Source organism: Kitasatospora sp. NPDC056731 (genome assembly GCF_040687675.1).
In the GTDB taxonomy this organism is placed as follows: domain Bacteria; phylum Actinomycetota; class Actinomycetes; order Streptomycetales; family Streptomycetaceae; genus Kitasatospora.
Map to the genome: position 1 here is coordinate 1 of NZ_JBFBNR010000002.1, position 16,281 is coordinate 16,281.

The following is a 16,281-nucleotide window of genomic DNA, read 5'->3' on the forward strand; positions in this document are numbered from 1 at the left end:
GGCAGCTTGGCGCGCAGCACCTCGACCACCGCCAGGTTGGTCTCCACCGGCATCGGGAACGACTCCAGCAGCTCACCTCCTCGACCCGGCGACGTCGGCGTCGTAGAGCAAGCCGGTGGGGCCCTGGGCCGCGGCTTTCTGCGGGATCGCGATCTGGCGCTCTTCTCCGGCGGCCAGGGCCGGGAGGGTGCACGGGACCTCCTCGGGCACGGCGGAAATGCGAGCCTTCCCTGGCTTACGTCAAGCATGTTGACCTACGCTGCCGGTATGAGCGAACGGGTAGTCCCCGAGCCCCGGCGGCAGCGTCGGCGGCCCACCAAGCAAGGCGTCATCCTGTCCAGGGAACTGATCGTCGACACCGCGTTGCGGCTCATCGAGCAGCACGGCGCGGACGCGCTCACCGTACGGCGGCTCGGTACCGCGCTCGGCGCCGATCCCAGCGCCGTCTACCGCTACTTCCGCAGCACCGACGACCTGCTGCTCGCCGTCGCCGACGAGCTCATCGGCCGCGCCCAGTACGGTTGGCAGGCCACTGGTGACTGGCGCGCCGACCTGCGCGCCATCGGCCTGCGAATCCACGCCGCCTACCAGGCCCACCCCCAGGCCGCGCTGCTCGCCGCCCACCGCACCACCGGCCGAACCTACGAGATCGCCGCCGTCGAGGCCATCCTCGGCGTCCTGCGCGGGGCGGGCTTCCCCGACCGCGAGGCCGTCCGGATCTACCACGCGTTCGTCGACCAGAGCCTCGGCTTCGCCGCGCTCGACGCCGCCGCCCTCGCCCTGCCCGCCGCGGCCCAGGCCGCCGACCTGGAGGTCTGGCAGGCCTCCTACGCCCGGCTCGACGCCACCACGCACCCGCACATCGCCGCCACCGCCCGCCTCCTCACCAGTGACATGCGCCGCAGCGGTTATCCCTACGCCCTCGACCTCCTCCTCGATGCCGCCGAGGCCCGTCTCCCGGCGACGGGCTGAGCGCGGGCGACGGGCCGAGCGCTGCCGGATCCGAATCGGCCCTCGGAACCGGGCAGATCGCTCCCGGCTGCGTCGGCGACCGTCACGGTGCCGACGCAGCCCTGGCGCCTACGCGTTCCTGGGTACGTTTCATCACTTCGTGCGGGGGATCCCGGTAGTGCCCTGAGACGCCGGGGCGCCGACTCACCCCCGGGTGGGTCAGTCCGCCGCGTGGACGAGCCGGCCGCCGACGTAGGTGCGCAGGACGCGGGCGTCGGCGATCTCCTCGGCGGGGGCGGTGAAGAGGTCGCGGTCCAGGACGACGAGGTCGGCGAGGTGGCCCGCCGTGAGGGTGCCGGCGTCGTCATGGCCGTTGACGTGCGCGGTTCCGGCCGTGTACGCCGCGAGGGCGGAGGCCAGGTCGAGGCGCTGCTCGGGGAGGAAGACCCGGCCGTCGGCGGCCCCCGGCTCCCTCCTGTTGACGGCCACGTGAACGCCGGCGAGCGGGTCCGGGCTGCTCACCGGCCAGTCGCTGCCCGCCGCCAGGGTGGCGCCCGCGCGCTGGAGGGCGCCGAAGGGGTACTGCCAGGCGGCGCGCTCCGGGCCGAGGAACGGGATCGTCAACTCGTCCATCTGAGGCTCGTGCGCGGCCCAGAGCGGCTGGATGTTGGCGATCGCGCCGAGCCGGGCGAAACGGTCGAGGTCATCCGGGTGAACCACCTGGAGGTGGGCGAGGTGATGGCGGGTGCCGCGTCGCCCGTTGACGGCGCGGGCGGCCTCGACCGCGTCCAGCGCCTCGCGGACGGCCCGGTCGCCGAGGGCGTGGAAGTGCACCTGGAAGCCGAGCGCATCCAGCTCGGTGACGTACCCGCGCAGGGCGGCCGGGTCGACGAAGCTGAGGCCGGAGTTGGCGGTGGCGCAGCCGCAGCCGTCCAGGTAGGGGCTGGTCATAGCAGCGGTGAAGTTCTCGGCGATGCCGTCCTGCATGATCTTCACCGAGCCGGCCCGGAACCGCCCCTGGCTCAACCCTGCACGCCGCTCGACCAGTTCGGGGATCTGCTCGGCCCCTCGGTCGCGGTCCCACCAGAGCGCGCCGGTCACCCGGGCGGTCAGCGCGCCGGAGCGCGCGGCGGCCAGGTAGGCGTCGGACGGATCCGGCTGGCCGTTGAACTCGCCGAGCAGCGCGTCCTGCCAGCCGGTGATGCCGAGCGAGTGCAGCAGCCGTTGGGCGCGCAGCAGCCCGTCCAGCCGGTCGGCGGCGGTGGAGGGCGGGATCAGCCGGGCGACCAGGCCGGTGGCGCCCTCCTGGAGCGTGCCGCCCGGAGTGCCGTCCGGCTCGCGCTCGATCCGGCCGTCCGCCGGATCGGGGGTGTCCCGGGTGAGGCCGGCGAGCTCCAGCGCCCGGGTGTTGGCCCAGGCGCCGTGGTGGTCGCGGTTGGTCAGGTACACCGGGCGGTCCGGGACGACGGAGTCCAGCAGTTGCCGGGTCGGCAGCCCGCCCTCGAAGCTCTCCATCGACCAGCCGCTGCCGGTGATCCACGCCTGGCCGGGATTGGCGTCGGCGTACGCGCGGATCCGCTCCAGGTAGTCGGCGACGCCGACCGTGCCGGTGAGGTCGCAGACCGCCAACTCGGTGCCGCCGAAGACCGCGTGGATGTGCGCGTCCTGGAATCCGGGCAGCAGCAGCTTGCCGGTGAGGTCCACGACCTCCGTCCCCGGCCCGATCAGCTCCCGGACCTCGTCGTGGCCGACGGCGGTGATCCGCTCGCCGGTCACGGCCAGGCTGGTCGCCCGGGTGCGGGCGGCGTCACCGGTGTGGACCGGGCCGCGGGTGAAGACCAGATCGGCCTCGGGCATGGGGTGCTCCGTTCTCTCGTGGCTTCCGTGGATCGTCAGTCGGTGTCGGGCAGGAAGTAGGGCGAGCGCCGCCGCCAGCGGGCCCAGGCGGCCGCCGGTAGTCCGGTGACGATCATCATCACCGTCACGGTCAGCTCGAACCACCCGTTGTCGGCGGCCAGTTCGAAGTGGTCGGCGGAGTCGTAGAACGACCAGGCGAGATAGCCGCCGACGGTGAGCAGGGTCGCCGCGCCCAGCAGCGGGCCGACCACCGCGCGCAGCCCCTCCAGCAGGTTGCTGCGCAGCAGGTGCCGGAACCGGACGGCCGCCGCGACGGCCGTCAGCGCGTAGTACAGCGCGACGATGATGCCGATCGCGTTGACGGAGGCGGAGATCAGGTCGTTGACGGTGGGGATGACGATCGAGGCCAGCGCGAGGGCCATCGCGATGCCGGTGATCAGGAGCGTGCCGACGGCGGGCGTCGCGTGCTTCGGGTGCAGTCTGGTCCAGACCGGGCCGAGCACGCCGTCGCGCCCCATCGCGTACATTCCGCGCGCCGTCGGGATCACGGACGATTGCAGGGAGGCCACCGCGGAGAACATGAGCGCGATCAACGGCAGGGCGGCCAACGGCTGGTGGGCGAGCGTCGTGCCGAAGTAGGCGAGCCCGTGTGCGCCGTTGTCGGCCAACTCGTCGAGTGGCAGCACCCGTTGGAAGGCCGTACCGGCGAGCAGGAAGAGCAGCAGCATCACCACCAGGGCGAGCATGCCGCCCCGCGAGGCGTCCCGGGGGCTGCGCACCTCCTCGCCGACGCTGAACACCGACTCGAAGCCCCAGTAGCAGAACACCGCCAGCACCATGCCCTGGGCGAGCGCGTCGAAGGACGGGATGTCGAACGGGTTGAACCACTGCAGTGAGAACGGCTGGTCGCCGGCGAACAGCCCGTACCCGCAGAAGCCGAGCAGCACCGCGTACTCGAACACCAGCAGCGCCTTCTGCAGCCGGGCGGCCAGGTCCAGGCCGCGCACCGCCACCAGCGCCGCGCCGGCCAGGACCACCAGGCCGAGCAGGGTGCACTGGACGGTCGAGTCGGCGTCGAGGCGGAGGCCCGCGAGGCTGCGCACGTGGGCCAGGTCGAGGAGCTGGATGATGGAGGACCCGGTGACCGTGGTGGTGTAGGCCATGAAGACCACGGTGCCGACGGTGTTCACCCAGCCGGTGAGGAAGCCCAGCCAGGGGTTGAGTATTCGGCCCACCCAGCGGTAGCTGCTGCCGGCGTCCGGCTCGACGGTGTTCAGTCGCCCGTACCCGCCCGCGATGGCGAGCACGGGCAGGAAGGCCAACAGCATGATCGCGGGCAGGTGCAGGCCGACGACTCCGGCCATCAGGCCCAGGCCGATGCCGATGCTGCTGGTGGCCGCCGTACTGGAGGCGGCGATCGTCGCCCCGTCCAGCAGGCCGATGGACTTGTGCATGGTGACGTGGGGGCTGCTCGTGTCCGGTCTCGGAGCGTCGCCCGTGGCCTTCACCGTCGGTGTCAACGGATCACCGCCTTGCTCGTGTGGGGGAGGGGTGCGAGACATGAAACCGGTGGCGTCCCTACACGTCAATGCTGTTGTCATAAGAGCCGGCGCGCAGGAGAGCGCGAGCAAGGGCTCGAAGCCATCCTCGGGCGGGAACGGGCCCGGGGCGAACAGCCCCCGACCCTCGAACACACCGCGGACGCCGTACTCGCGCCCCTCTACTACCTCGCTGTCTTCACCGACCTGCCGCTGACCGCCGAATGGACCCGCACCCTCGTGTCGCGCCTGCTGTCGCCCGGTCCGGTCCAGCAGCAGGCCTCCTGAGGTTCGCAGGAGGCCCGAAGAACCTGTTCGGTTTTCTGTGGGCGAGGACCGGATGGAACCCGGTCGTCGCAGGTCAGGTGGTGTCGGGGGGCGCGGCTTCGGCCCCGTTGCTTCAGGTGTTGAGCAGGCGGTTGAAGAACGAGCGGTAGCGCTGGAGCGCGACGCGCAGTTCTTCGGTCGGCACCTCGTCGCCGCGGTGCCACTGGCTTTCGAGGTCCTGCTTGTGGGCGGAGAAGGTGGTGGCGAGTGCCTGCATCGCTTCGGCGACCAGATTGTCGGCCGCGGACACGGCAGTGCGCGGGTCGTCGACGAATTCGCCCTGGATCTTCTGCCACCGGGAGCGGAACTCCTCCTGCTGCCCGCCCAGCAGGGGTTCGTTCTCGGCGGCTTCCGGGTCCTCGGTGCGCTCGGACGACTCGGACGGCTCGGATGCCTGGGTGTAGCCCGTTTCCTGGTCCTCTTCCTGTCCGCGTTCCTGCCCGTATTCCTGCTCGCGGTCGCGGTCTTCGAGCGTGAACTCCTGCTCACCGCTCCGCTGTTCGGTGGTGGCTTCCCCGGGGAACGCCGGTGGCGAATCCGCCCCGGAGGTATCGCTCTGTTCGTCGGTGTCCTGTCGGGCGCCGGCCAGGTCCTCCGTGGACAGGCCGCCCTCGCGTGGTTCGGATGTTGCTCGGCTGTGCATCTCTTCACTTCCCTCTCGACCGTTCCGGTCGGCGGCCGTCGTCGGGTGCGCCATGTCGGCTCAACCCACCGGTCAGGGGTTCACGCACGGCTGCCCCGTGGACGGTCGCCGTTGTGGAGCAGTTCCTCGAACAGGGTGCGGTAGTGCACCATGGCGCCCCGCAGTTCTTCCGTGGTCGCCTGGTGGCGGCTGCTGCGGTCGTTGACCTCGTGAGCGGACCGGAAGTGCGTCAGTACGTTCCCGTGTTCGACGGAGAGGTCCTTGAGCTGCTGTTCGTACCCCTCGGTCGGGTATCCGCGCTCGCTCATGAGCGTGGTGACGAGCCGGTCCGCCTCGTGCACCGTGTCGTCGGGCCGGTCGACGAACTGTTCCTGCACCCGTGCCCAGTCCTTGGCGTAGCGGTCACGGGCACCTGGTGACAGCGGTTTGATGTCCAGCGAGTCGTGGCGCGACTCGCGCTTGCGCAGCTCCTGGTCGGCGGCGAAACGGCCGTCCTTCGCCTCGGCGGTCCGGTCGTACTCCGGGCCGAACCGTTCCTGCAGATGGCGGCGGCGGATGGCGAACGTCGCCACCAGCGCGGCCACGATTAGAAGGGCGAAGACGATGACGAGGACTGCGATGAGGGTGCCTGTTGACATGTGGGTCCTCCGTTTGTAGCTCCAGACCTCCCTGAACGGCGCGTGCCCTGCGGCCCGGAGCCAAAACACGGACGAACCGAAGAAGTCGAACGATGTGCCACGCGGACGTGCCCGATCACGTTGAGCAGCCCGCCGGCGACCCCGGGCGCGCCCGACGGCGTGCCCGGAGATGCTGACGGACGGTAGCCTTGGCTGCCCGTGGAGTGACCCGGGCGGACCCGAGGGGGCAAGGGTGGCGGAGGACGGGCGGGTTCCGGGGCTGGTCGGGCGGCAACGGGAGACGGAGTTGCTGACCGCGGCGCTGGTCCAGGCCGTGGACGGTGCGAGCGGTTCCACGGTGCTGCTGCGCGGTGAGGCCGGGGTCGGCAAGAGCACGCTGCTGGCCTGGGTGGAACGGGCGGCGCGGGAGCGGGGGTTCACCGTCCTGCGGGCGCTCGGTACGGAGGCGGAGACGGATCTCGCGTTCGGCGCCCTCCACCAGGCCTTCCGCTCGCCGCTCCAGCGCACCGACATCCTGTCCGCGCACCAGCGGGAGGCCCTGGAGAGCGCGCTCGGTGTCCGGGCCGGCACCCCGAGCGGGTTCGCCGTCGGCGCCGCCGCGCTGGCGTTGCTGGAGGAGGCGGTGCGGACCGCCCCGGTGCTGCTGCTCCTGGACGACCTGCACTGGATCGACTCCTCCAGCGCGACCGTCTTCGCCTTCCTGAACCGCCGCTGCGCCGAGCTGCCGGTGGTGATCGTCGCCGCCGTCCGGCCGGGCGGGCCGGCCGCCCGGACGTGGTCGGCCGAGACCGTCGACGTGCGGGCCCTGCCCCGGGCGGCCGCGGCGCTGCTGCTGGGCGCCCGCTACCCCGACCTCGCCGCACCCGCCCGGGACCGGGTCCTCACGGAGGCGGCCGGAAACCCGCTGGCGCTGGTGGAGCTGCCGCGCCAACTGGCGGCCGCCCAGCAGCTGGGGGCCGCCCCCCTGCCCGAACGGCTGCCGCTGGGGCGGAAGTTGGAGCGGATGTTCGCCGACCGCCTGGGCGCCGTGACGCCCGAGGTCGGCCGCCTGCTGCTGCTGGGCGCCCTGGCCACCGGTGCGGAGTCCGCCACCGGGGCGTGGCTGCGCGCCGTCGCGGACGAGAACGCGCGGGAGATCCTGGAACGGATCGAGGCGGACGGGCTGGCCCGGCTCGACCGGGCCGGACAGCTCGTGTTCCGGCACCCCCTGGTCCGTACCGCCGTCGTCTCCACCGCCTCCGACAGCGCCCGCCGCGAGGCGCACCGGGCCCTGTCCGCCGCCCTCGCGCCGGACGATCCCAGGCGGCTGGTCCACGAGGCGTCGGCCGCGCTGTTGCCCGACGAGGCACTCGCGCAGCGGCTGCAGGAGGCGGGGCGTGACCTTGCCTGTCGAGGGGGCGACGCGGAGGGCGCGCTGCTGCTCGAACGCGCCGCCGCCCTCAGCCCCGGCTCCTGCGACCAGACCCGCCGGCTCACCTGGGCCGCGGTGATGGCGGCGCGCGGCGGGCAGCTGCGCCACGCCGTGGACCTGGTGGAGGAGTTGAAGTCCAGTACGGTGCCGCAGGACGTCGCCCCGCTGTTCGCGTACGCGGTGGTCTACGTCGATCAGAGCCACCACGTCGACTTCGAGTCCTCCGCAGCCCTGCTGCCCGCGGCCCTCGACGCGCTGACCGCCCCGGGCGCCGACAGCTTCGGCGGGCTGGTCGACCAGGCGTACTTCAAGCTGCTGCTGGCCGCCAGCTACACCGACGACCCGTGGGTGTGGCACGCCCTGGAACGGCACCGGGAGAACGTCTCCGAGGTGGGGCGGCTGTGCTTGCGGGCCTGGACCGCCCCCGGCCCGGAGGTCGCCGAAGCGCTGCGGACGGTGGCCGGGACCATGACCGAGGAGCAGGGGGCCGGTGCGGCCTGGCTCCTGCTGTGGACCGCCTCGGCGCTCGACTGCCCCGAGGGCGACCTGTGGCGGCGCTTCACCGGCTTTCACGGCTACGCCACCCAGGGCTCGGTGGCGAAGGCCATGTGCCACCAGGACTTCCTGCTCGGGCACTGGGACCGGGCGGCCGCCTGCCTGCGCGAGGCCGAGATCGCGGACGAACTCGGCTATCACACCAACGCCCTGATGTTCCGCCAGTACTACGCCCACTTCCTGGCCGGCCGGGGTGACGAGGACGGCCTGCGGGAGATCGAGCAGGCCGTCCGCCCGGCCGCCACCCGGGGGCGGATGCGGTACGTCCTGGACCGCCTGACCCACCTGCGCGGCCTGGCGGCGCTCGCCCACGGACGCGACGAGGAGGCGTACGCGCACTTCTGCGAGCTCACCCCGCCCGGGCGGCTGCCCAACGGGTCGCCGTGGCGCCACGCGCTGGTCCTCGACCTGGTGACGGCCGCCGTGCACACCGGCCGGCACGAGGAGGCCCGGGACCACCTCGCGGCCGGGGCCGCGGCGCGCTCGGCGGAGATCTCCGGCCGCCACGCCTTCCTCTTCGCGGCCGCCACCGCCCTGGCCGCCACCGCCCCGGCAGCCTCCGCCCCGGCCGCCGCCGACGACGAGGCCGACGCCGCCTACCGCGCCGCGTACGCCGTACCCGGCGCCGAACGGTGGGCGTTCGACCTCGCCCGGCTGCGGCTCGCCCACGGCTCGTGGCTGCGCCGGCGCCACCGGCCCGGGGCCCGGGAGGCGCTGCGCGCGGCCCACTATGTGTTCCGCCGCCTCGAAGCCACCCCCTGGGCCCGGCAGTGCGAGGCGGAACTCCGGGCGGCCGGCGACTCCGTGGCGCTGCCGCCGGGCGGACCGGTCGCGGAGCCGGCCGGCCTCAGCGGTCACGAGCTGCGCATCGCCCGGCTGGCCGCGACCGGGCTGACCAACAAGGAGATCGGCCGGCAGCTCCAACTGTCGCCCCGCACCGTCGGAGCCCACCTCTACAGGATCTTCCCGAAGCTCGGCATCACCACCCGGGCCGCGCTCGCCCACGCCCTCGACGGCGGCTGACCTGCCGGAACGGCTCCTCGAACCGCCCTTCCCGGGCACGGCAGTCAGATGACCTAACGGCACGTCGTGCGCGCGGTCCACGCTGGACCGCGCAGGGCTTCGGCGGAAGGGCGGTCAGATGGGCGTGCGGGTGACGACCGCGTCGGTCGCGGACGAGGAGAAGGCGGCGTTCTGGAGCGCGATGGTGTCGCGGACGCTGGTGCCGGTGGAGGTGCACCCGCTCACCGGGCGGCCGTTCGACGGACTCCTGGAGTCGCACCGGCTCGGCTACGTACGGATCTCCACCCTGGAGGCGGACGCCGCCCGCCTCTCCCGTACGGCCGACCTGATCGCCCGGGCCCCGCGCACCGAGCCGCAGGTCGGGGTCGGGGTGCAGGTGTCGGGCCGGGCCGTGCTGGAGCAGGACGGGCGCCGGGCGGAGGCGCTGCCGGGCGGGCTCATGCTGTACGACACCGCGCGGCCCTACGCCGTCGACTTCCCGGAGCGCTTCCGCACCCATCTGGTCCACCTGCCGAGCCGGCTGCTCGGTGCGGCGGAGCGCGACCTGCGGCACGCGGCGGGCACCGCCGTCGGCCCCGCGGACGGCTGCGGGCCGGTGCTGGCGCCCTTCCTCGGCGCCCTGGCCGCGTCCGCCCGGTCGCTCCCCGCACCGGTCGGCGACCTGCTGGCCGGACGCGTCGCCGACCTGGTGAGCGCGTTCGTCGCCCACCTGGCGGCCGGCCGGGCCACGGATGAGCCGGACGGCCCCAACGAGCACCTGGTCCGGCGGGTGCGGGAGCACATCGACCACCGGCTGGGCGATCCGGAGCTGACACCCGAGCGGATCGCGCGGGCCCACCACATCTCCGTGCGGTACCTGCACCGGCTCTTCGAGCACGAGGGAGTGACGGTGAGCCGCCTCATCCAGCAGCGCCGCCTGGAAGCCTGTGCCCGCGAGCTGGGCCGCCGCGGTCGTACGGCCCCGACCGTGTCGGCCGTCGCCCAACGCTGGGGCTTCGTCAACCCGGCGCACTTCAGCCGGGCCTTCCGCGCCGCGTACGGGGTCTCGCCGCGCGAGTGGCGCTCGCTCCGGAACGACGAGGCCGGCTGACCGGGCGGCCGAACCGTCCGCCGAAGGGCACGGTCGGGCCACCGTCCAGGTGGTCGACACCGTGCGCGTCGCCCTGCACAGCCGTCCCTGTGAGCCCCGATCGGCCGGCCCCCGATCGGTCGGCCCTCCGAAGAGAAGTACATCCGAAGCGAAGTACATCCGAAGAGGAGTACAGATGTCCGTCGTCCTCGACACCGCAGGGGTACCGGCCGCCGACCGCGCCGAGTACTGGCACGAGGCCGTCTCCCGCACCTTCATCCCGCTCGACGTCGCCCTGTGCGAGGACGCGCCCGCGCCCGCGGCGATCACCAGCCACCGCCTGGGCGCCGTGCAGGTCTCCCTGGTCCGGGCCGGACCGCAGCGGGTCGAGCGCAGCGCGGGCCTGATCGCCCGCGGCGGGGAGGACCACCTCACCCTGGCGCTCCACCACCGCGGCACCGCCCGGCTGGTCCAGGACGGCCGCCAGGTGGAGCTGCGCCCGGGCGCCTTCGCGATCTCGGACGCCGGGAGGCCGTTCGTCAAGGAGCTGCCGGAGCCGTTCGTCTTCACGGCGTTCCACTGGCCGCGCTCGGCGGTGGGCGTCACCGAGGAGGACCTGCGGGTGCTGACCGCGACGGCCTTCGACACCCGCGACGACACCGCCCGCCTGGTGGCCGCCTACCTGGAGTGCCTCTCCCGGTCGGCCGGTTCGATGGAGCCGCAGGTGGCCCGCCGGCTCGCCGCCACGGCGCTCGACCTGCTCGCGGTGCTCGCCCACGAACGGCGCGGCCGGTCAGCCCCGGAGGCGCCCGAGGCGGCCCTGGCCACCCTGGCCCGGGTGAAGGACCACATCCTGCGCCACCTGGGGGACCGGGACCTCTCACCGGAGCGGATCGCCGGGGCCCATCACGTGTCGGTGCGGTACCTGCACAAGCTCTTCCGCTTCGAGGGGGTGACGGTGGCCCGCTGGATCCGGCGCCAGCGGCTGGACATGTCCCGCCGGGACCTGGGGCGTCCGAACGCGGGCCGGGCGACCGTGGCGGCGGTCGCCGGCCGGTGGGGCTTCGTGAGCGCCAGTCACTTCAGCCGGGCCTTCCGGGCCGCCTACGGGGTCTCGCCGCGCGAGTGGCAGGAGTGCGTCCGGGCGGGCCTGGCCCAGGGAAGCGTGCTGCGGCCGGCCGGGCAGCCGGTCCCGGCCGCCCGGCCGGCGGGGTACGGCGTCGCGGTGTGACCGCCCCTGCCGCTCACCGGTCGTTGTGCAGCTCCGCGACGTAGCCGCCGGGGAAGCGCACCATCGCGCTGTCCCGGCCGTCCGCGCGGACCGGGCCCGACAGCACCGAGGCGCCGGCGGCCTTCGCCCGCTCCAGGGTGGCGCCGAGGTCGGTCACGCCGTAGCCGGTGAGCTCCCGGCCGAACGGGTACGGCAGGTGGCCGTCCGTCACGGCGACCGTCGTGGTGCCGAAGCCGGAGGTGAGGCGGAGGAGCCGGTAGGCGGTGCCGGGCAGTCCGATCGCGGAGCCGTCGGCCCGGCGGTCATCGGAGACGATCCGGCCCTGGGTGAAGGCGAGGAAGCTGTGCAGGAAGGCGCCCACCGCGTCCGGTGACAGGTAGAGCCGGTTCTCCGGCACGCTGGCCAACTCGGGGTAGGACGGCGGGGTGGTGTGCACGTAGAGCTGGGCACTGACGCCGCCGGGGAACTGGACGACGGCGTCCCGGCCGATCGGGTCGGCGAACGGCGCCACGGTGACGGCGGCTCCGTCGGCGCGGGCTGCGCGGACCGCCTGGTCGAGGTCGGTGACCAGCCAGCCGGTGCGCTCGGTGCCGAACGGGTACGGGACGGGCGTGGTGTAGTCGAACACCGACAGCGTGCCGACCGGGGAGACCACCAGTTCGGAGAGCGTCCGGCTGGGCGTGGGGGTCACCTGGGTGGCGTTCGGCCCGATCGTGCTGCCGCCGAAGGTGGCCACCCAACTGGCCGCGAACGCCTGCTCGGTGCCCGGTTCGACGTACACGTGGGTGGAGTCGTACTGCGGGCCGACGGCGAAGGTGTGGCGGGTGGCCGGTGCGGGCTGGGCCGCCGAGGCGGCGGGCAGGGCCGTCAGCGCGGCGATCGCCGCGGCGAGCGGGACGAGGCGTCGGGCGAAGCGTCGCATCATGGGGAAGCTCCTGAGGTTCTGACGTTGTGACGGTGCGGTGGGTTGCTCAGGCCGTCGGCGCGGCCCAGGGGGCGTCGGGGCCGTCGGCGGCCGAGCGCCGGTGGGCGGCCAGCGCCGTGCCCAGGAGCAGCAGGGCGGCCAGGGCGAGGGCCGCGGCGGGCCGTCCGTGCAGGACCAGCGCCGCGCCGGCGAGGCCGCCGAGCAGCATCGCCAGGGCGGAGAGGATCCGGCGGCCCGGGCGCGGCGCCGTGCCGCCGGCCGCCGTCGAGTCGGCGGCGAGGCCGGTCAGGGTGAGGGTGAGGACGGTGGTGGTCAGGTCGGGTACGGCGAGCCGCCGGGCGACCGCGTTCTGCAGGCCCATGCCCAGGCCCAGCAGGACGATCAGGACGTAGTCGGCGCCGCCGGCCGCGGCGGTGGCGGCCGCCGCGGCCGTCAGGGCCGTCTGGACGCCGACGGCCAGGGCCAGCAGGCGTCCGCGGTGGGCGGCCGACCGGCTGCCGAGCCGTCCGCCGACGAGTGCGCCGGCCAGGAAGGAGGCCAGCGAGACGAGTGAGGCGGTGGCCGACAGGCCCGGGGCTCCGGCCAGGGCGAAGCCGAGGAAGACCACGTTGCCGGTCATGTTGGCGACGAAGACGTGTCCGAGGCCGAGGTAGCTCACGGCGTCGACCACCCCGGTCGCCACCGTCAGCAGCAGCATCAGCGGGGGAAGGGGCCCGTGCCGGTCGGCGCGCGGCGGGGCAAGGGTGCGCAGGGCGTCAGTCAGCAGGGCGCGCAACGGCGGCCGCCTCCTCGGGTGCGGGCGGGTGGTGCAGGATCACCCGGGTGAGCAGCCCGCTCGCCGGGCCGAGCACGGCGGCCGCGACCGACAGCCAGAGCGGCCAGGCGGTCAGGCCGACGGCGTGGTCCACGGACCACCGGCCCGGGCCGGTGAGGGCGAGGGATCCCGCGACGACGACCAGCACCAGCGGGTACTCGTAGCCGTCGTCCTGCACCCAGAGCCCGTGCGGCAGCTTGACGGTCATCGCCACCGTCATCACGCCCATGGCGACCATGGCCGCCGGCGGGGTGAGCGCGCCCAGGGCCAGGAACAGGCCCGAACCGACCTGCCCGGCGCCCGCGGCGAGCGCGGTGAGCGTCCCGCCGCGGAACCCGTCGTGCCGGAACTCCTCCGTCCCGCCGACGAGGCCGTTGCCCCCGAGGCGGTGGCTCACCTTCTGTACCCCGTGCCCGGCGATGAGCAGGCCCACCACCACGCGGAGGATCAGCAGTCCGGTATCCATCGTGTCCTGTCCCTGGTCCCTGTTCTGAGGGGGCGTCGGTGGTGGGGGTCAGCCGGCGGCGTGTTCGCCGATGACGGCCTGGGCGTAGACGATCCCGAGGCCGTACGCGCCGCCGTGCTCCTTGACGATCTCCGTGACCAGGCCGTACGTCTCCGTCCGGGCCCAGTCGCGCTGGAGCTCCAGCAGCACCTGGACCCAGGTGACCGGCACCGCACCGGCCTGCGTCATCCGCTGGATCGCGTGCTCGTGGGCCTGCGGGGAGACGCCGCCGGAGGCGTCGGTGACGACGTAGACCTCGTAGCCCTGGTCGATCATGGACAGCACCGGCAGGACCAGGCAGACCTCGGTCCACAGACCGGCGATGACGACCTTGCCGCGCCCGGTGGCCTTGACCGCCGCGACGACCGCCGCGTCCTCCCAGGCGTTCATCGAGGTGCGGTCGAGGACCTCGGCCTTGGGGAACACCGCCGCCAGCGGCGGCAGCAGCGGGCCGGAGAAGGACTCGGCGGCGACGGTGGTCAGGACGGTCGGCACCTCGAAGGCCCGGGCGGCCTTGGCGAGGCCGACGGTGGCGTTGACGATCGCGGTGCGGTCGCCGCTGCCGGTGCCGAAGAACATCTGCGGCTGGTGGTCCACGAACAGCACCACGGCGTTGTCGGGGGTCAGCAGGTCGGGGCTCGGGGTGGGGCTGACCTGGGTGAGGTCGACCATGACGGGGTTCCCTTCGGTTCGTCTCGGCAGGGCTCCCGCGCGGTGCTCCGCGCGGGAGCGGGGGAGGTGGATCAGGGGCCGGGGGAGGTGGATCAGAGGAGGAAGCAGGGGTCGAACGGCTGGTGGTGCTCGTCCGCCAGGCCGCGCGCGACCCGCCAGCGGTGGTGCAGCTGCGACTCGGTGACGACCTCGCCGAGCAGCTCCGCCTGGCGGGCGCCCGCGCCGGAGGCGCGACCGGAGGCCTGGTAGCCGCCGAAGTGGGCGACCGGGCTCCAGCCGGGGCTGACCGGCGGGAGCTCCTCGTCCATGCCCTCGTACTCGGCCGCCGCATGGACGATCCGGCCGCCGACGACCGTCAGCAGGGACTCGATGGACGGGATCTCCGGCTCCGGCACGGTGAAGTAGTCCTCGGACAGGACGGCCAGGTCGCCGTAGCAGCCGGTCCGCAGCACGCCCTTGACGTCCTGCTCGCCGGTGAGGGCGGCGCCGGCCGTGGTGTACATCGCGAGCGCGGTCGCCCGGTCCACCCGGTTCTGCGGCGGCCGGATCGCCGACCCGCCGACCGTGCGCCCGGAGACCAGCCAGTGCAGGGCGACCCAGGGGTTGTACGAGGACACCCGGGTGGCGTCCGTACCGGCGGCCACCGTCAGGCCGCGCTCCAGCATCGCGCGGATCGGCGGAGCCTCGGCGGCGGCGCCGACGCCGTGGCGGCGGGTGAACACCTCGCCCTGGAAGGACAGTCGGTTCTGCACCGACAGCGAGCCGCCGAGGGCCGCGATCCGGTCCAGGCTGTCCCGGGAGACGGTCTCCGCGTGGTCGAAGAGCCACCGGTTCCCGGCCGGGAAGAGCCCCTCGGCGGCGAGCTTCTCGAACACCGCGAGGTCGCGCCGGATCGTCTCGTCGTAGGTCGCGTGCAGCCGAAAGCCCCAGCCGTGCTCCGTCAGCAGGCGGACGGCCTTCTCGAACTCGCCCTCGTAGGGGCCGAGTTCGGGGCGGGGCTCGGCGAAGTTCTCGAAGTCGGCGGCGGCCCAGGTGAGGTTCTCGCCGGCGCCGTTCAGCCGCAGCCAGGCGTCGCCGTCCCCGGGGCGGACCGTCTCGATCCAGCGGGTGAGGTCGTCGAGTTCCTGGCCGGGGGTCTGCGGGAACAGGTGGTAGGCGATGCGGAGCGTGAGCAGGCCCTCGCGGGCGAGTTCGGTCACCGTGGCGTAGTTCTCGGGGAAGCTCTGGAAGCCGCCGGCGGCGTCGATCGCGGAGGTCAGCCCGAAGCGGTTCAGCTCGCGCAGGAAGTGCCGGGTGGAGGTCGCGCGGTCCTCGCCCTCCAGCACCGGAGCCTTGGCCAGCGTCGAATAGAGGACCAGGGCGCTCGGCGCCGCCAACAGCATGCCGTTCGGCTCGCCGCCGCGGCCCCGGACGATCTGGCCGCCCTTCGGGTCCGGGGTGTCGCGGGTGTAGCCGACGGCGCGCAGAGCGGCGCGGTTGAGGATCGCCGACTGGTAGAGGTGGAGGACGAACACCGGGGTGTCCGGCGCCGCCTCGTTCAGCTCGGCGGGCGTCGGGAGCCGCCGCTCGGCGAACTGCTCGGCCGACCAGCCGCCGACGACCCGCACCCACTGGCCTCTGGGGGTGCGGGCGGCCTGATCCCGCAGCATCGCCAGCGCCCGGCGCAGCGATGTCACGCCGTCCCAGCGCAGCTCCAGAACGTAGTTGAGGCCGCCCCGGATCACGTGCAGGTGCGCGTCGTTGAGGCCGGGCACCACCCGCCGGCCGAGCGCGTCGACCACGATGGTGGACGGGCCGATGGCCGGGGCGATGTCCGGGTCGTCCCCGACGGCGGTGATCACGCCGTCGCGGATGGCGAGGGCGCCGGCCTGGGGGCGGCGGGCGTCGCCGGTGTGGATCTTCGCGTTGCGGACGACGACGTCGGCGGCGCACTCGACGGCGTCCTCGACGGCGCGGGGGACCAGCCCACCGACGGGTATTGCAGGCACCTCGACGGCCTCCTGTCAGGGGATCGACCTGCCGCCCGGGTGCGGGCGGCAGGTGGAGGCTTCCGAGCGGGCCGGGGCCACCGCCGCGCCCCGCTCGGGCTCCTGACGAGACGTTAGGCGCGGCGGTGGTGCCG

Annotated in this window: 15 protein-coding genes; 5 read left to right on the forward strand and 10 right to left on the reverse strand. The window is 73.8% G+C overall.

The annotated features are described in order from the left end of the window. Positions 1–72: 72 nt before the first annotated feature. Positions 73–210, reverse strand: coding sequence for a hypothetical protein (locus AB0R04_RS02285; protein WP_363367367.1), 138 nt, complete (start codon positions 208–210; stop codon positions 73–75). A 57-nt stretch (positions 211–267) separates the two neighbouring features. On the opposite strand from AB0R04_RS02285, the gene AB0R04_RS02290 reads away from it, so the two are divergent. Beyond that, a complete protein-coding gene (locus AB0R04_RS02290; RefSeq protein WP_063352140.1) occupies positions 268–972 on the forward strand; it encodes a TetR/AcrR family transcriptional regulator in 705 nt (234 codons plus the stop codon). Positions 973–1,170: 198 nt separating this feature from the next. Here AB0R04_RS02290 and AB0R04_RS02295 read toward each other — a convergent pair whose 3' ends face one another. Both AB0R04_RS02295 and AB0R04_RS02300 read right to left on the reverse strand, forming a co-directional pair. Next, positions 1,171–2,808, reverse strand: coding sequence for an amidohydrolase (locus tag AB0R04_RS02295; protein ID WP_363367369.1), 1,638 nt, complete (start codon positions 2,806–2,808; stop codon positions 1,171–1,173). 35 nt (positions 2,809–2,843) lie between these two features. Then, positions 2,844–4,262 (reverse strand): APC family permease, encoded by a 1,419-nt coding sequence (locus AB0R04_RS02300; RefSeq protein ID WP_363367371.1) that lies wholly within the window; start codon positions 4,260–4,262, stop codon positions 2,844–2,846. Positions 4,263–4,346: 84 nt separating this feature from the next. Between AB0R04_RS02300 and AB0R04_RS02305 the strand changes: the two genes are divergently transcribed. Beyond that, positions 4,347–4,634 (forward strand): TetR-like C-terminal domain-containing protein, encoded by a 288-nt coding sequence (locus AB0R04_RS02305; RefSeq protein WP_363367999.1) that lies wholly within the window; start codon positions 4,347–4,349, stop codon positions 4,632–4,634. 112 nt (positions 4,635–4,746) lie between these two features. Here the strand turns inward: AB0R04_RS02305 and AB0R04_RS02310 are convergent, their stop codons facing one another. Then, entirely contained in the window at positions 4,747–5,370 is a 624-nt protein-coding gene (locus tag AB0R04_RS02310; protein ID WP_363367373.1) for a hypothetical protein, read from the reverse strand. Between the two features lie 26 nt (positions 5,371–5,396). Further along, positions 5,397–5,954 carry a hypothetical protein gene (locus AB0R04_RS02315; protein ID WP_363367375.1) on the reverse strand — a complete coding sequence of 186 codons (558 nt, stop codon included), beginning with the start codon at positions 5,952–5,954 and terminating at the stop codon, positions 5,397–5,399. 232 nt (positions 5,955–6,186) lie between these two features. Here AB0R04_RS02315 and AB0R04_RS02320 point away from each other — a divergent pair, with 232 nt between their 5' ends. The 3 genes from AB0R04_RS02320 (at position 6,187) to AB0R04_RS02330 (ending at position 11,243) form a co-directional block, all read left to right on the forward strand. After that, positions 6,187–8,943 carry a LuxR family transcriptional regulator gene (locus tag AB0R04_RS02320; protein ID WP_363367377.1) on the forward strand — a complete coding sequence of 919 codons (2,757 nt, stop codon included), beginning with the start codon at positions 6,187–6,189 and terminating at the stop codon, positions 8,941–8,943. A 130-nt stretch (positions 8,944–9,073) separates the two neighbouring features. Continuing rightward, positions 9,074–10,033 (forward strand): helix-turn-helix domain-containing protein, encoded by a 960-nt coding sequence (locus tag AB0R04_RS02325; RefSeq protein WP_363367379.1) that lies wholly within the window; start codon positions 9,074–9,076, stop codon positions 10,031–10,033. A gap of 175 nt (positions 10,034–10,208) precedes the next feature. Next, complete coding sequence (locus tag AB0R04_RS02330) at positions 10,209–11,243, forward strand: helix-turn-helix domain-containing protein (protein ID WP_363367381.1); 1,035 nt, start codon at positions 10,209–10,211, stop codon at positions 11,241–11,243. A 13-nt stretch (positions 11,244–11,256) separates the two neighbouring features. Here the strand turns inward: AB0R04_RS02330 and AB0R04_RS02335 are convergent, their stop codons facing one another. The 5 genes from AB0R04_RS02335 to AB0R04_RS02355 form a co-directional block, all read right to left on the reverse strand. After that, a complete protein-coding gene (locus AB0R04_RS02335) occupies positions 11,257–12,168 on the reverse strand; it encodes a glyoxalase (RefSeq protein WP_363367383.1) in 912 nt (303 codons plus the stop codon). A 46-nt stretch (positions 12,169–12,214) separates the two neighbouring features. Further along, positions 12,215–12,943 carry a YoaK family protein gene (locus AB0R04_RS02340; RefSeq protein ID WP_363367385.1) on the reverse strand — a complete coding sequence of 243 codons (729 nt, stop codon included), beginning with the start codon at positions 12,941–12,943 and terminating at the stop codon, positions 12,215–12,217. Continuing rightward, positions 12,924–13,448, reverse strand: coding sequence for a DoxX family protein (locus AB0R04_RS02345; RefSeq protein ID WP_363367387.1), 525 nt, complete (start codon positions 13,446–13,448; stop codon positions 12,924–12,926). The genes AB0R04_RS02340 and AB0R04_RS02345 overlap by 20 nt, the downstream gene beginning before the upstream one ends. Positions 13,449–13,496: 48 nt before the next feature. Continuing rightward, on the reverse strand, positions 13,497–14,159 hold the full coding sequence (locus AB0R04_RS02350; protein WP_363367389.1) for a hydrolase: 663 nt from the start codon (positions 14,157–14,159) through the stop codon (positions 13,497–13,499). Between the two features lie 92 nt (positions 14,160–14,251). Continuing rightward, complete coding sequence (locus tag AB0R04_RS02355; RefSeq protein ID WP_363367390.1) at positions 14,252–16,147, reverse strand: amidohydrolase; 1,896 nt, start codon at positions 16,145–16,147, stop codon at positions 14,252–14,254. Between the last annotated feature and the right edge of the window lie 134 nt (positions 16,148–16,281).

Excerpts from the sequence above, each read along its gene's own strand:
- AB0R04_RS02350 (WP_363367389.1), bottom strand. The coding sequence starts at position 14,159 with ATGGTCGACCTCACCCAGGTCAGCCCCACCCCGAGCCCCGACCTGCTG.
- AB0R04_RS02330 (WP_363367381.1), top strand. The coding sequence starts at position 10,209 with ATGTCCGTCGTCCTCGACACCGCAGGGGTACCGGCCGCCGACCGCGCC.
- AB0R04_RS02295 (WP_363367369.1), bottom strand. The coding sequence starts at position 2,808 with ATGCCCGAGGCCGATCTGGTCTTCACCCGCGGCCCGGTCCACACCGGT.
- AB0R04_RS02345 (WP_363367387.1), bottom strand. The coding sequence starts at position 13,448 with ATGGATACCGGACTGCTGATCCTCCGCGTGGTGGTGGGCCTGCTCATC.
- AB0R04_RS02290 (WP_063352140.1), top strand. The coding sequence starts at position 268 with ATGAGCGAACGGGTAGTCCCCGAGCCCCGGCGGCAGCGTCGGCGGCCC.
- AB0R04_RS02335 (WP_363367383.1), bottom strand. The coding sequence starts at position 12,168 with ATGATGCGACGCTTCGCCCGACGCCTCGTCCCGCTCGCCGCGGCGATC.
- AB0R04_RS02315 (WP_363367375.1), bottom strand. The coding sequence starts at position 5,954 with ATGTCAACAGGCACCCTCATCGCAGTCCTCGTCATCGTCTTCGCCCTT.
- AB0R04_RS02310 (WP_363367373.1), bottom strand. The coding sequence starts at position 5,370 with ATGGCGCACCCGACGACGGCCGCCGACCGGAACGGTCGAGAGGGAAGT.
- AB0R04_RS02300 (WP_363367371.1), bottom strand. The coding sequence starts at position 4,262 with ATGCACAAGTCCATCGGCCTGCTGGACGGGGCGACGATCGCCGCCTCC.